Raw genomic sequence first — 14,675 nt, forward strand, 5'->3', positions numbered from 1 at the left:
ATTTTGTGTGGATTTTTTTTAAAAATAGGCAAAAAAATTTTGAAAGACGTAAATAATTGACTATATAGAAAAATGTGTTTTATAATTTATATATGAACATATGCTCATATACTTGCATATAATGAACGGAGAGATGTTATGAAAAAAGATGAACATTCGTTTTTATCACCTCAAACAGTAGAAGAAGCATCAAGAATACTAAAAGCTATTTCAGATCCTACGAGAATGAAAATTCTTTATTTGCTATTTCAAGAAGAGTGTTCAGTCGGTCATATGGTTGAAGTGCTTGGTGTTTCACAATCAGCTATTTCACATCAGTTAACTCACTTGCGTCATTTACGTTTAGTAAAATATCGCCGTGAAGGGAATACGTATTTCTATACGTATGATGATGAACACGTGGTTGGGATACTTCATCAAGTAATTCAGCACGTAGAATGCGCACATAACGAATAAAAGGAGGGGCTTTGCATGAGTCATGATCATCACCACCATCATCATGGTCACCATCACCATTTTGATACACAGCGTGAAGGCAACAAAAAAGGTCTGTTAATTGCACTAATTATCACAGCGGGTATTATGGTTCTTGAGTTTGTTGGAGGGCTTTTTACAAATAGTCTAGCGTTGTTATCCGATAGTGGACACATGCTGTCTGATACAAGCTCACTTGCTCTTAGCCTTGTAGCGATATGGTTTGCTAACCGAGCCGCATCGGCTAAAAAAACGTACGGTTATTATCGGTTTGAAATATTAGCGGCTCTTTTTAACGGAGTGGCACTGTTTGTAATAGCAGGATTTATCATCTATGAAGCCTATCAGCGCGTATTAGAGCCGCAGTCTGTAGCAAGCGGCAGCATGATGCTGATTGCTACTGTTGGTTTAATTGCTAATTTAATCAGCGCCTGGTCACTTATGAGACAAGGGGATGTAAAAGGAAACGTAAATTTACGCAGCGCTTACTTACACGTATTGGGAGATGCTTTAGGGTCTATTGGAGCTATTGTAGCGGGGCTTCTTATGATGCTCTTTGGATGGTATGTTGCTGACCCTATTATTTCTGTAGTTGTGTCTGTATTAATTTTAAAAAGCGCATGGGGCGTGCTTGCTCATAGTGTTCATATTTTGATGGAAGGCTCTCCTGAAGGAGTAGATCACAGTGAAATAAAAAACCTTCTTGAAAACATTGAAGGAGTCAAAGATGTGCATGATTTACACATTTGGACGATTACTTCAGGACTGGACTCATTGAGCTGTCATATGCGCGTAGAAGATGAAAAAGATTGTCAGCAAATTTTGCAAAAAGCCATCGATTTAGTACATGATCACTGCGGCATTGAGCATGCGACGATTCAAATTGAAAAATCAGCTCTTCAGCATCGAACCCTAAAAGTTTAAAAAACAAGCGAGAACCTATAGGTTCTCGCTTGTTTTTTGTTGCATAGGCATTTTTTGTCCGAATACAAAAAGAATAATAAAAATAAAGCCAAGCATCCCGCTAATAATATTAAAAAAGCTGATATGGTGAAAGAACTGAATAAACGTGCCCCCTATGTAAGGGCCGGCAAGGCTTCCGATACTAAAAGCAATGCCGCATAGTAAATTACCTGTAGGCAGTAGACGAGCAGGAATCAAATCCGTCATATAGCTGATTCCTAAACTAAACGTAGAGCCTACAACCATGCCCGCTATAAATAAACACGCTATTAATGGAATAGCGGTGTCTTCCAATAGACTTGCTGTAAAAAACGTCACGGCTCCAAGTGATAAAATCCATCCTAATACCGGCTTTCGTCCCAATTTATCGCTCAGTATGCCAAGAGGAAGCTGAAATACAATAGCTCCAACTGCAAAGGAAGTCAAGAGGAGTGAAATAAACTCTACTTGCAACCCGATTCGTAAGCCATATACAGGAAAGCTTCCGTTCAGTGATGATTCTAAAAATCCGTATCCAAAAGGCGGCAAAAAAGCAATCCAAGCATACTTAGCCGCCTTAGAAAATCGCTTAGCCGTTTCTTTTAATGAATTAACCTCCACTTCCTGTAGGGGAAACTCATTTTTTATCAAAAATAAAAAGACCCACGTTAGAAGACATAGAGCGGATGAAATCATAAAAGGCAGCGCTTGATTAATTTCAATTAACGGCGTCATTAAAGGTCCAACAGCAAAACCAATACCGAAAAAAAGCCCGTATAATGAAATATTTCGACCTCGTTTATCAGCAGGAGAAGATGATATAATCCAGGTTTGAGTACCAAAGTGCAGCGCGTGATCTCCTATTCCAATAAATAAACGGAGCACAAACCAAAAAACAACAGATTTCCACAAAGGAAACAAAGCTAAAGATACAATAACTAAAAGTCCTCCTGCTGCAATAATTGGTTTATATCCGTATTTACGAAGCGGCGCTTCCATGAACGGGGAAATAAACAAGATGCCTAGGTACAATCCAGTTGCGTTTAATCCGTTTATAGTAGAGGAAAGGCCGTCTTTCTCAAAAATAATAGCAATTAAAGGCAGCAGCATGCCTTGGCTGAATCCAGAAATGGCGACAAGACTAACCAAAATCCAGAAACGTTGTTTATGAGTAGCACTCATAGCATTCAACCTCTTTTTATCTATATTTTGTCAATCCAACTGTTTAATCGTACAAGGAAAACGCTTTATTGACAAGGATGTAGACGTGCTGTGCTGTTAATTTGACATCTTTTTATAAGGAAAGTAGAATAAAACATGTAAATAGTTACATGTTTTTATTTACAATAAAGAGGTGATCGCTATGATAGAACCAGTACTTAAGAAAATAGCGACATTCATAATTAATGTCGGCACACCAATTGTCATTGGTCATACAGGATTGGGAAAAAAACAGTTTATTCCCATTAAATCAGGTACTGCAGATGGAGAGATAAAAGGTTCCATTCTTCCAAGCGGAGCGGATTCTCAAATTATTCGTTGGGATGGACGCGTGGATTTATCTGCACGATATGTAATTCAAACAGAAGATGATGAGCTTATTTACATTGAAAACAACGGAATCCGTCAGGTTAGCGAAGAATTTAGAGAACAAGCTGCTGAAGGTAAAATTATATCTCCAGAGCATGTATATTTCCGCACAATTCCTGTCTTTGAAACAGGAAGTGCAAAGTATAAGTGGTTACAGAACAGCCTTTTTATAGGCGCTGCTGTGAGAAATCCAGACAGCGTTGTGCTAGATATATACGAAGTTTTATAAACCAAAGGAGAGGTATAGACATGGAAAAATTTATTGGAAATCATATGATTTACACATACGAAAACGGATGGGAATATGAAATTTATATCAAAAACGAAAATACAATCGATTATCGTATTCATAGCGGAATGGTGGCAGGACGATGGGTTCGCGACCAAAAAGTAGATATTGTGAAATTAACAGAAGGTGTATATAAAGTATCGTGGACTGAGCCGACTGGAACAGATGTATCTTTGAACTTTATGCCTGATGAAAAACGGATGCACGGCATTATTTTCTTCCCAAAATGGGTACATGAACATCCTGAAATTACCGTGTGCTATCAAAATGATCATCTTGATTTAATGCATGAGTCTCGTGAGAAATATGAAACATATCCAAAATACGTGGTTCCGGAATTTGCTGACATTACATTTATCAAAAATGTTGGAGTGAACAATGAGGAAGTTATCGCTCAAGCGCCTTACGAAGGAATGACAAATGATATTCGCGCCGGAAAATTAATTTAACATAGAGTCATAAAAAAGGCTGAGACAAAAGTAGTTTAGTTGAAGGAAGATCCGAACGATGAATCGAGATTCTTGATGGAGAATCAAATTCGTTCGGATTTTTTTATGGTGACGGTGTAACAAGTATCCATATTAAGAGTAGTTGGTTATATAAAAAGCGGTTTATAATGAAGTAAAGGAGTGAAGAAAATGGAATTTAACATGAAAAAAGAGGCGGGGTTTACAACAAATCTTCCTTATGGAGAGCTACATATCGCCGGAGATGAAGAGTATGGCTTTCGTCCCTATCAGCTAATGGTATCGTCCATTGCTGTTTGCAGCGGAGGCGTGTTGAGAAAGATTCTAGAGAAAAAAAGAATTGCTTTTTCCGATTTACGCATCCAAGCTGATGTGACGCGAAATGATGAAAAAGCGGGGCGAATCGAAAAAATTCATTTGCACTATATCATCACAGGAGAAGACCTGCCATTAGACAAAATTGAAAAATCGATTGAGCTAGCCCGAAAAAATTGCTCAATGCTACAGTCGGTTATTGACAGTATAGAAGTGACAGAAACCTTCGAAATAAAATAAAAGTGGACAATGTCCACTTTTATATTTCTTTTGGTTTGCTTCCGGCTTTATCAAAATAGCGCATGCGTTCAGGGGTCAGCTGAAGAAGCAAATAATTTGGGTCGTCTGGACTTTTAATCCACTCTTTTAACTTTTCATTCCAAAATTTCTTTTTTAACTCTTCGTTTGTTTCTACATTTACTTTGGCTTCTACCTCTACATACGGATCACTCCAACCTTGCCCATCATAGCCTAACAAAATATGAACGTAAGGGTTTTTTTCTAGTTCTTCGACTTTATGGGTATCTTTATTGGTGGCGGTGTAGAGCACAAGGTCTTCATGAAAAAACATCATAAAGCGTGAATAAGGTTTTCCATCTTGAATTGTAGCTAACGTTCCAATTGTATAGTCATCCAGTACGGATAAAATTTGATTTTTCACATCATTATTGCTCATTTTTTCACTCCTTATTATATCTTTTTACCCTTGGTAGTTTGGCTGATTTTTAACTATCTTAATCAAAAATCAATTAAGGGTTTATCTTTTATAAAAATAGGTTAAAAATACTAACATTGACGGTGAGTCTATACAAATTCCATTAATTTGATATGATTGATTTTGTTGTCAAAAAATGAATAAGGTAGGTGTACATATCGATGATCAATCGGATTTTTCTTATAGCGGTTATTCTTGGGGTGCCGCTATCTGTTATTGGGCACATGATGCACTGGTCAGATGTTCTTATGTTTATTATTTACTGTTTAACAATCATTGCCCTCGCAGCTTTTATGGGAAGAGCAACAGAGAGCTTAGCTGTTGTAGCTGGTCCTCGAATAGGCGGTCTATTAAATGCTACGTTTGGTAACGCTGTAGAATTAATTATTTCTATTTTTGCTCTAAAAGAAGGCCTTACAGCTGTGGTGCTTGCATCGTTAACCGGTTCTGTATTAGGAAATCTCCTTCTTGTAGGCGGTCTTTCATTCTTCATCGGGGGATTAAAATTTAAGCGCCAAGAATTTAATGTCTATGATGCAAGACATAATTCTGGATTGTTAATTTTTGCTGTTATCGTTGCGTTTGTTATTCCTGAAGTTTTTGCTAGCGAAATGGACGAAGCGAAGACCATGTCCCTGAGTGTCGGAATATCCATTATTCTCATCATCTTGTACTTAGCGGCGTTATTTTTTAAGCTGGTAACGCACCGAGGCGTGTATCAGCATAAAAGTGAAGAAGTGGAAGAACATGAGGAGCCAGAATGGTCAATGTGGAAAGCGATTGCGGTTCTCTTTTTGTCTACGTTAGCTGTAGCTTACGTATCCGAAAGCTTGGTTAGCACAATCGAAATTGTATCGGAAAGCTTTGGCTGGAGTGAGCTGTTCATCGGGGTCATCATTGTAGCGATTGTTGGAAACGCAGCAGAACACGCTTCGGCTATTATTATGGCCGTTAAAAACCGCATGGGTGTAGCGGTTGAAATTGCTGTTGGATCAACTTTACAAGTAGCGATGTTTGTAGCACCGATATTAGTACTTGTTTCGCTAATGTTCGAAAGCCAAATGTCTCTTGTTTTTACTTGGCCTGAGTTGATTGCGATGGTAACAGCTGTATTTTTAACGATTGCGATTTCTAATGACGGAGATACAAACTGGTTTGAAGGCGCAACTCTTTTAGGTGCTTATATTATTATGGGAATTGGTTTTTATCTTATTTAAAAAAGAAACGTTCACTTTATGTGGACGTTTCTTTTTTGTGAGTGAATAGAAGAATTTCCCTTTTGGTATTCAGGATAAAACAGGGGATGTTTGAAAAAACTATGGTTGCATTCATTAACGATGTTGAAAGGAGTTTCTAGATGTTACGTAAATTGCTTTTATTTGTGTTTACCATCATTATTTCATTTTCATGTTCAACGAAGATCGCCATTGCGAAAACAGCTCAGCCTACCATCAACGTGCCTTCTTCAGCTTTAAATATTTCAAAAGAAAATACGTATCCAAATGCTAGTCAAGACACGCCATATTTGCAGCCGAGTGAGTTTACAAAAGAGCTCATTGAAACATCAAATGTAAAAATTGACAACCCTGATTTAATTCGTATATTAAATGAATCAAACATTTCTAAAACTCCATGGGCAATTGGATTCAGAGCAACCATCTTTTTAGGACAGTGGCCGTTAAATTACGAATCAACAGAAACAAACGTTAACTGGCAGCACCAGCGAATCAATACAAATCATTATGATAACAGAGCAGGAAAAACTCAGTACAAAATGATGTACAGCCAGGAAAATCAAAGCCATGTAAAAGGCGGATTAACAGCAAAAGTGCCTCAGCCTGATCATGTTAAACAAATGATGCTAATTGAAGCAGCTAAAAAAACAAAGCTCACTTTATCATTTCAAACGTTTGTAGGTGCCGGAACGAAAAAAGACCAGGTCTATAACGTAGCTCCTAAAAAAGTAGGTTATCTGTATGCGTATACGCCTGCTGTAAGTGAAAAAGGAAAAGTAACATATGGAGAAGTGTATGTAACGGTAAAAGGAAGCAAGCGTTCAATTGTGGTGAGAAATGTAACGTCTCAAGGAATTGGAGCATGGATTCCAGTACAAGATTATGTTTCCTTAAGCTTTGGGGCTTACGATCAGCCGAGATAACAAAAAAGAGATTCCAGTGGTGGAATCTCTTTTTGTTATTTTGTAATGCTCGCTTGGAGTTTGCTAAAATCGGTATCTTGATAATAGCTGTTTTTCACCAAAATATTAGGTCCTAAACAAGACACTGCTGAACAATGACAGCTAAGTTCTTTAGAAATTGTGCTTTGCTGCCACGTATTAAAAGCGTCTGTAAGCTTTGTATCTTGAATGTTCCCAAGAGGAGGCGTATCACCAAAATCAGTTACGATAATATCTCCGTCAAAAATATTGACATTTAGGCGAGAGCGCCCGTCTGGATCGTTTCGAACGGTTACATTTTTACTGCTATATAAGCGCTGTAAAAGGGTTAAGTCTTCCTCATTATTGCTGCATGCATAAAACGGCAGCGTGCCGAATAGCATCCACACATTTTCATCTCGGATATCAAGAAGGTGATGAATAGCTTGACGCATTTCAGGAAGAGATAATGTTTCTAGAGTGCTGGCAAAGTCACTTGGATACATAGGGTGTACTTCGTGACGCTGACAAAGCATTTCATCAACAATTTGACGATGAATCTTTTCCATATGAGGAAGCGTACGTTTATTTAACATCGTTTCAGCTGATACGGTTACACCTGCTTTTACAAGCGCGCGGCTGTTTTCAATCATACGGTCGAAATATTTGGCGCGCTGCTCATAAGTAGGCTTTCGCTCCATCATTGCAAAGCCAGCTTCCACAAAGTCGTCCACCGTTCCCCAGTTGTGAGAAATATGTAAAACATCTAAATAAGGAATGATTTGTTCGTAACGAGCAAGATCTAATGTTAAATTTGAATTAATCTGTGTACGGACACCTCGTTCATGTGCATACTTTAATAAAGGCACCACATAATTTTTCACAGAAGATAGAGACATCATCGGCTCTCCACCCGTAATGCTTAACGCTCGAAGAGTTGGAATTTCATCGAGACGTTTTAAAATTAAATCAAGCGGCAGTGCGTTTGGGTCTTTTGGCTGCAGCGTATATCCAACTGCGCAGTGCTCACATCGCATATTACAAAGCGTCGTTGTTGTAAATTCAACGTTTGTGAGCGTCGGTTTGCCGTATTGTTTCATATCTAAATACGCTTCCCACGGATCGAACTCCGGGGTAATTCGTTGTAAAGTGGCCATAAAAAAACTCCTTTTATTTTTCCGTAAAGTGAAATGATTATGAAAACATCTCACGGTCCGTCCTGCTAGACTAAATTATACGTCTCATTCAAAACGGACACCAGTGACTATTATGGATTTTATTGCTTTTAGTTGTCAAATATGAAAGTATTCGTTAGGATATAAAGAAATACGAATGAAAAGCTATATCAGGAGGGTTTAAAATGGGAAACGCCGTTCGAGATAAAGATTCACAAGTACGTTATTTAAAAGATCGTTTAAATATGTTTGTACACGTATTAGACTCCATGGAGCCTGAAAACACAGACCTAGAAGACATTGACCGTTTGATTACAATGATTGATGACCTCGAAGCAAAATGTGAGCAGTTTAAAAAAGATAAAGAATGAACAAAGGAAAAAGCGCTAGAAAAACTAGCGCTTTTTTGCTTGAAGTGGAAATCCTCCTATAAAGGTCTTTCGAAACAATTTTTGAAGGAGTATAATAAATTTTGAAAGTTGTACGACAGATAGATAAATACATACATTAGCGGGATATGGGAGGAATTAAGTGATGATTGAAGCTTTAAAACAAAGCATGTACGATTTAATTGTTGAAACATCTACAAAATTGCCAAAAGACGTTCGACGTGCTATCGCAAAGGCAAAAGCGCGTGAAAATGCAGGAACGCGTGCAGCAATGTCTTTAGCGACCATTACCAATAATATTAAAATGGCGGATGATAATTTATCGCCAATTTGTCAAGATACAGGTATGCCAACATTTAAAATTAAAACCCCTGTAGGAGTGAATCAGCTTCAAATTAAAGAAGCGATTTATTGGGCAATTGAAGAAGCAACAAAGCACGGAAAGCTTCGCCCTAACTCTGTAGATTCGTTAACGGGAGAAAACAGCGGTAATAATTTAGGCGGAGGCACGCCGGTTATTAAGTTTGAACAGTGGGAAAATGACTATATTGATGCGCGTCTCATTTTAAAAGGCGGCGGCTGTGAAAACAAAAACATTCAGTATAGCCTGCCTTGTGAAGTAGAAGGATTAGGTCGAGCTGGCCGTGATTTAGACGGCATTCGTAAATGTGTGATGCACTCAGTATACCAAGCGCAAGGCCAAGGCTGTAGCGCTGGCGTCATTGGTGTTGGAATCGGTGGCGACCGTACAACAGGCTATGAATTAGCAAAAGAGCAGCTGTTCCGAAACTTAGATGACGAAAATCCAAACGCTCAGCTTAAAGAATTAGAAGAGTATGTAATGGAAAATGCCAATAAGTTAGGAATCGGTACAATGGGCTTTGGCGGAGAAACGACATTACTTGGCTGTAAAGTCGGCGTAATCAATCGTATTCCTGCTAGCTTCTATGTGTCAGTTGCGTATAACTGCTGGGCTTACCGTCGCTTAGGTATTAAAATCAATGCTGATACAGGAAGCGTTCAAGAGTGGCTGTATCAAGAAGGCGAAGAAGTAGATTTTAATAACAATGCAGGTGCAGAAGAGAAGCAAAATGCGGATGAAACAAAAGAAGTTATATTACAAGCACCTATTACAGAAGAGCAAATTCGTGAATTAAAAGTTGGCGACGTGGTGCGCATCAACGGTATGATGTACACAGGGCGCGATGCCATTCACAAACATTTAACAGATCACGATGCGCCAATTGATTTAAATGGACAAATCATTTATCACTGTGGTCCGGTTATGTTAAAAGATGAAGATGAAAAATGGCACGTAACCGCTGCAGGACCAACAACAAGTATCCGTGAAGAACCTTACCAAGGAGATATTATGAAGAAATTTGGTATCCGCGCGGTTATCGGTAAAGGCGGTATGGGTCCTAAAACGCTTGCTGCTCTTCAAGAGCACGGCGGCGTATACTTAAATGCGATCGGCGGAGCTGCACAGTACTATGCTGACTGCATCAAGAGCGTAGAAGGCGTTGATTTGATGCAGTTCGGTATTCCTGAAGCAATGTGGCATTTAAAAGTAGAAGGCTTTACAGCTGTAGTGACGATGGATTCACACGGAAACAGCTTGCATGCAGATGTCGACAAGTCTTCATTTGAAAAGCTTGAGCAATTTAAAGAACCTGTATTTAAATAAGCATACGTCCGGAGCGTATGGTAAAAAGTAACGTTCATGAACGAGAAAATTGAGTGGATACTAAGCGTAAAATGACTTCCGAAAGGAGCTTCTTATGCGCCGGTTCACCTTTTTTCTCGTTTTTTTATTCGTGATGTCAACAGGCATAGCATGTGTTGAAGCACAAATGTATCCAAACACTCCGATCAGCTGGGGATTTCAAAAAAGTAAAAATCACAAGCCCGCATCTGCAGGTACAGCTTATGAACAAATTCTTGCTAAGTATGATGCGTTTTACCTCGGAGATACAAATAAAAAAAATATTTATTTAACATTTGATAACGGTTATGAAAATGGTTATACACCCCAGGTATTAGACGTGCTCAAAAAAAGAAAGGTTCCTGCCACGTTCTTTGTAACAGGACACTATTTAAAAGAAGAGCCTAAGCTAATTAAACGAATGGTAAAAGAAGGGCATATTGTCGGCAATCATTCATGGCATCACCCTGACTTAACTCAAGTGGATGATGCGCGTTTTAAAGAGGAACTGCAAAAAGTAAAAGATGAATACAAGAATATTACGGGTCGTGATGAAATGAAGTATCTTCGCTCACCTAGAGGTGTATTTAGCGAGCGAACGCTAGCTCTTTCAAAGCAAGAAGGCTATACGAATGTATTTTGGTCACTTGCATTTGTTGACTGGAAAGTGAATGAACAAAAAGGCTGGCGCTACTCATACGACAATATGATGGCTCAAATACATCCGGGTGCGATCATGCTTTTGCATACCGTTTCAAAGGATAACGCAGATGCGTTAGATCAAGCGATTGTGGATTTAAAAAAGCAGGGCTATACGTTTAAAAGCATTGATAATTTAATGAACGAACGCAAACAAATGAAGAAAAGTCCTTCTAAAACGAAATAAAGATAAAAACCGACGGGAATATTTCTTCTGTCGGTTTTTTGCTGTTGAAGTGTTATAATATGCGTTGATGTCTTTTTTAAAGCGATACGGTCTAATAGGTTTTAAGCAGCTAGAGACCGTTAATAACTATATAAAGAATTTAAACTAATCGGAGTTGGTCTCATGAATAAACCAAAAACTGAAATGAAAGTTCAAAAAGGACAAACGTTTCCGTTGACGATAAAAAGACTCGGTATTAATGGAGAAGGCGTAGGATATTTTAAGCGCCAAGTCGTCTTCGTACCGGGAGCATTGCCGAATGAAGAAGTGGTTGTAGAAGCAACAAATGTTCAGCATAAGTTTGCCGAAGGGAAAATTAAGCGAATTCGCAAAAAATCCCCTCAGCGCGTAGAAGCACCTTGTCCGATTTACGACCAGTGCGGAGGCTGCCAGCTTCAGCACTTATCTTATGAAGGGCAGCTAGAATCTAAGCGCGATATTGTTCTGCAAGCGTTCGAACGTCACAGTTCATTAAAAAAAGTAGAAGAAAAAACTCGCCAAACGATTGGTATGGAAGATCCTTGGCGTTATCGTAATAAATCTCAGTTTCAAGTCGGCGTAGATAAACAAAAAGTCATCGCTGGTTTGTACGGACTGAATTCTCACCGCTTGATTGATATTGAAAACTGTCCCATTCAGCATAAAGCTACGAATCACGTGACAAAAGAAATAAAACGAATTTTACAAAATCTTCAAATTCCTATCTACAATGAACGCAAACGCCGTGGTATTGTACGTACCATCGTATCTCGAGTAGGATTTGAAACGGGTGAAGTGCAAATTGTCTTGATCACGGCTAAAAAAGAAATTCCGAAAAAAGAGCTGCTGATTAAAGAAATTCAGCGCCGCCTACCGGAAGTGAAATCGCTCGTACAAAACGTAAACGGCCAAAAAACATCGCTTATTTTTGGAGACGAAACGTTTACGCTCGCTGGAAAATCGGTGATTCAAGAAACGTTAGGTGATATCTCATTCGAACTTTCAGCGCGTGCATTTTTCCAGCTGAATCCTCTCCAAACGGTGAAGCTATATGACGAAGTAAAAAAAGCAGCTGCACTAACGGGCAGTGAAAAAATTGTAGATGCTTACTGCGGAGTAGGGACAATTGGCTTATGGCTTGCTAAAGATGCCAAAGAAATTCGCGGAATGGATACGATTGAAGAATCGATTGTAGACGCAAGAAAAAATGCCCAAGATCATGGGTTTGAGCATGCTACGTACGTAGCGGGTCCGGCTGAGAAATGGATGCCGCAGTGGGTGAAAGAAGGCTGGAAGCCAGACGTTATCGTTGTTGACCCGCCGCGAACAGGCTGTGATGACAAGCTTCTAAAAACAATTTTACAAGTAAAGCCAAAGAAAATGGTTTACGTATCTTGTAATCCATCCACATTAGCGAAAGATGTGCAGCAGCTGTCGAAGGCTTATCATGTGGATTACATTCAGCCTGTGGATATGTTCCCTCATACGGCGCATGTAGAGAATGTGGTGAGCTTGACGTTAAAGAAATGAATAGAAAAAGAGTAAAGGGCAGATCGGCTTCTGCTCTTTTTTGTTTGTAATTTTGTAATAAGGAGGTCTTTATCACAAGTAAAGGAACAAGGTTTTTATGTAGTATCATATTTCAAATAAGGAAAATAAATGAAACTAATTTTTCCTATTGACAAAGCATCCAACTGGTATTAGAATAAACAACTATTCGACAGTCATTCTATTGATTGAAAAATTTAATACGTAGAAAGCTATGATTGCTATGGATCACACTATAGCAGGAGCAGCTTCTGGAGAGATCGCGATAGTTTCGCGACGCCGAAGGGTTCACAATCTCAGGCAAAAGGACAGAAGAGTACCGGATATTTATTTGGCATGTTACTAATTGGTGGCATGTACCATAATATTTGTTATTCTTATGACCATGAGATTGGAGCGCATCCAATCTCTTTTTTTATTGGACTTTATTTTGTAGTCCGCACGATTGTATCAAAGGTTTTATTGTTAGGAGGAGTTAGAGTTGGAACAACGAGAATTAAAGAGGGATTTATCCAATCGTCATGTTCAGCTAATCGCGATTGGAGGAACCATTGGGACGGGATTATTTTTAGGTTCTGGTAAAGCAATACAGCTTGCAGGTCCCTCTATCATCTTTGCTTATTTAATTGTTGGTATTGCGCTTTTCTTTGTGATGAGAGCGCTAGGAGAACTACTGCTGTCTAAAGCAGGTTATCAATCGTTAACGGATATTGCTGAGGAATATCTTGGACCGTGGGCTTCATTCGTAACGGGATGGACGTACTGGTTTTGCTGGATCATGACAGCTATGGCTGACGTGATTGCCGTTGGCGTATATGTGAAATATTGGTTCGATATCCCTCAGTGGGTTCCTGCACTTATTTGTGTGATTATTTTATTAGGGCTTAACTTATTAACCGTAAAATTATTTGGAGAATTAGAGTTTTGGTTTGCTTTAATAAAGGTTATTACGATTCTTGCGTTAATTGTTATTGGCGTTATTTTATTGGTAATCGGATTTAAAACGGATGCAGGATCGGTTACGGTTCAAAACCTTTGGAATCATGGAGGACTCTTTCCAAACGGGGTTTCAGGTTTCTTACTTTCATTCCAAATGGTTATTTTTGCATACGTGGGGGTTGAATTGGTAGGGGTATCGGCAGCGGAAACATCAAATCCCCAAAAAAATATCCCATCGGCCATTAATAAAATTCCGCTGCGAATCTTATTTTTCTATGTTGGAGCGCTTATCGTCCTTTTATTTATTAACCCGTGGATGGAATTAAATGCAGCAGAAAGTCCATTTGTTAAAACCTTTAGTTTAGTCGGAATTCCGCTTGCTGCTGGAATTATTAATTTTGTTGTATTAACTTCAGCCGCTTCTGCTTGTAATAGCGGAATGTTTTCAACAAGCCGTATCTTATATAATTTAAGTAAAAATGACCAAGGGCCATCTACGTTTGCAAAACTGAACAAAAACCACGTACCAAGCAACGGATTGTTTGTATCTACGCTGGTTATCTCAGCGGGAGCTTTGTTAAGCAAACTGATACCAGACCAAGCTTTTGGCATCGTAACGACCATTAGCGCTATTTGTTTTATTTGGGTGTGGAGTATCATTCTTATTTGCCATCTAAGATATAAAAAAACGCGTCCGCAGCTGCATGCAGTATCAACATTCAAAGCACCGTTAACACCATTTATAAACTATGTTGTGCTAGCGTTGTTTGCTGTGATTCTTATTATTATGCTGTTTTCTGATGCGACGCGCCCAGCCTTATTGTTGACACCCGTTTGGTTTATTCTCTTATTTGGTTTTTACGGGGCTAGAAGGAAAAAGAAATAGTAAATTGGTGACCTCATCATTTCGTGATGGGGTCTTTTTATTAGAGGATAAATAATTGATTTCTACTGCATGAAGAAAATGCAGGAAGCAAAGTTTATATAAGAACCCTAAAAAAATGTTTTAACAGAAAATACAGTGAAAAAGCTCATAGTTTTCTGATAGTAATGTAGAACCAAATGATT

At 38.7% G+C, this 14,675-nt stretch carries 15 protein-coding genes and 1 riboswitch; of the genes, 12 read left to right on the forward strand and 3 right to left on the reverse strand.

Features of this window, described 5'->3' with window-relative positions:
• Positions 1-138: 138 nt before the first annotated feature.
• Together MMB69_RS23950 and MMB69_RS23955 are read left to right on the forward strand one after the other, a co-directional pair.
• Entirely contained in the window at positions 139-456 is a 318-nt protein-coding gene (locus tag MMB69_RS23950; protein WP_013081523.1) for an ArsR/SmtB family transcription factor, read from the forward strand.
• Positions 457-471: 15 nt separating this feature from the next.
• Positions 472-1,398 (forward strand): cation diffusion facilitator family transporter, encoded by a 927-nt coding sequence (locus MMB69_RS23955; protein ID WP_277448526.1) that lies wholly within the window; start codon positions 472-474, stop codon positions 1,396-1,398.
• A gap of 15 nt (positions 1,399-1,413) precedes the next feature.
• Here the strand turns inward: MMB69_RS23955 and MMB69_RS23960 are convergent, their stop codons facing one another.
• Positions 1,414-2,598 carry an MFS transporter gene (locus tag MMB69_RS23960; protein ID WP_277448527.1) on the reverse strand — a complete coding sequence of 395 codons (1,185 nt, stop codon included), beginning with the start codon at positions 2,596-2,598 and terminating at the stop codon, positions 1,414-1,416.
• Positions 2,599-2,779: 181 nt separating this feature from the next.
• Here MMB69_RS23960 and MMB69_RS23965 point away from each other — a divergent pair, with 181 nt between their 5' ends.
• From MMB69_RS23965 to MMB69_RS23975, 3 genes are all read left to right on the forward strand, one after another.
• Entirely contained in the window at positions 2,780-3,235 is a 456-nt protein-coding gene (locus tag MMB69_RS23965) for a DUF3237 domain-containing protein (protein ID WP_277448528.1), read from the forward strand.
• 20 nt (positions 3,236-3,255) lie between these two features.
• A complete protein-coding gene (locus tag MMB69_RS23970; RefSeq protein ID WP_264408811.1) occupies positions 3,256-3,744 on the forward strand; it encodes a phenolic acid decarboxylase in 489 nt (162 codons plus the stop codon).
• 189 nt (positions 3,745-3,933) lie between these two features.
• On the forward strand, positions 3,934-4,317 hold the full coding sequence (locus tag MMB69_RS23975; RefSeq protein ID WP_028410135.1) for an OsmC family protein: 384 nt from the start codon (positions 3,934-3,936) through the stop codon (positions 4,315-4,317).
• A 19-nt stretch (positions 4,318-4,336) separates the two neighbouring features.
• On the opposite strand, the gene MMB69_RS23980 is transcribed toward MMB69_RS23975, so the two are convergent.
• The gene (locus MMB69_RS23980) at positions 4,337-4,753 is read right to left on the reverse strand and encodes a pyridoxamine 5'-phosphate oxidase family protein (RefSeq protein WP_013055138.1); all 417 of its coding nucleotides are present in this window, start codon (positions 4,751-4,753) and stop codon (positions 4,337-4,339) included.
• A gap of 200 nt (positions 4,754-4,953) precedes the next feature.
• On the opposite strand from MMB69_RS23980, the gene cax reads away from it, so the two are divergent.
• Together cax and MMB69_RS23990 are read left to right on the forward strand one after the other, a co-directional pair.
• Positions 4,954-6,009 (forward strand): calcium/proton exchanger, encoded by a 1,056-nt coding sequence (gene cax / locus MMB69_RS23985; RefSeq protein WP_034263745.1) that lies wholly within the window; start codon positions 4,954-4,956, stop codon positions 6,007-6,009.
• Between the two features lie 140 nt (positions 6,010-6,149).
• Positions 6,150-6,950, forward strand: coding sequence for a YfkD famly protein (locus tag MMB69_RS23990; protein WP_221785767.1), 801 nt, complete (start codon positions 6,150-6,152; stop codon positions 6,948-6,950).
• Positions 6,951-6,985: 35 nt separating this feature from the next.
• Here the strand turns inward: MMB69_RS23990 and yfkAB are convergent, their stop codons facing one another.
• On the reverse strand, positions 6,986-8,104 hold the full coding sequence (yfkAB, locus tag MMB69_RS23995; RefSeq protein ID WP_277448530.1) for a radical SAM/CxCxxxxC motif protein YfkAB: 1,119 nt from the start codon (positions 8,102-8,104) through the stop codon (positions 6,986-6,988).
• A 203-nt stretch (positions 8,105-8,307) separates the two neighbouring features.
• Between yfkAB and MMB69_RS24000 the strand changes: the two genes are divergently transcribed.
• The 5 genes from MMB69_RS24000 (at position 8,308) to MMB69_RS24020 (ending at position 14,493) form a co-directional block, all read left to right on the forward strand.
• Complete coding sequence (locus MMB69_RS24000) at positions 8,308-8,493, forward strand: SE1561 family protein (protein WP_013081532.1); 186 nt, start codon at positions 8,308-8,310, stop codon at positions 8,491-8,493.
• A gap of 163 nt (positions 8,494-8,656) precedes the next feature.
• Positions 8,657-10,198 carry a fumarate hydratase gene (locus tag MMB69_RS24005; protein WP_260507850.1) on the forward strand — a complete coding sequence of 514 codons (1,542 nt, stop codon included), beginning with the start codon at positions 8,657-8,659 and terminating at the stop codon, positions 10,196-10,198.
• Between the two features lie 94 nt (positions 10,199-10,292).
• Entirely contained in the window at positions 10,293-11,102 is an 810-nt protein-coding gene (gene pdaA, locus MMB69_RS24010) for a delta-lactam-biosynthetic de-N-acetylase (RefSeq protein ID WP_277448532.1), read from the forward strand.
• A 162-nt stretch (positions 11,103-11,264) separates the two neighbouring features.
• Positions 11,265-12,650, forward strand: coding sequence for a 23S rRNA (uracil(1939)-C(5))-methyltransferase RlmD (gene rlmD / locus MMB69_RS24015; RefSeq protein WP_277448534.1), 1,386 nt, complete (start codon positions 11,265-11,267; stop codon positions 12,648-12,650).
• 259 nt (positions 12,651-12,909) lie between these two features.
• A riboswitch (glycine riboswitch) is annotated at positions 12,910-12,990 on the forward strand.
• 159 nt (positions 12,991-13,149) lie between these two features.
• Positions 13,150-14,493 carry an amino acid permease gene (locus tag MMB69_RS24020; protein WP_277448535.1) on the forward strand — a complete coding sequence of 448 codons (1,344 nt, stop codon included), beginning with the start codon at positions 13,150-13,152 and terminating at the stop codon, positions 14,491-14,493.
• Positions 14,494-14,675 lie beyond the last annotated feature (182 nt).

The sequence above is a fragment of the Priestia sp. P5 genome, from assembly GCF_029522155.1.
Classification (GTDB): Bacteria; Bacillota; Bacilli; order Bacillales; family Bacillaceae_H; genus Priestia; species Priestia megaterium_E.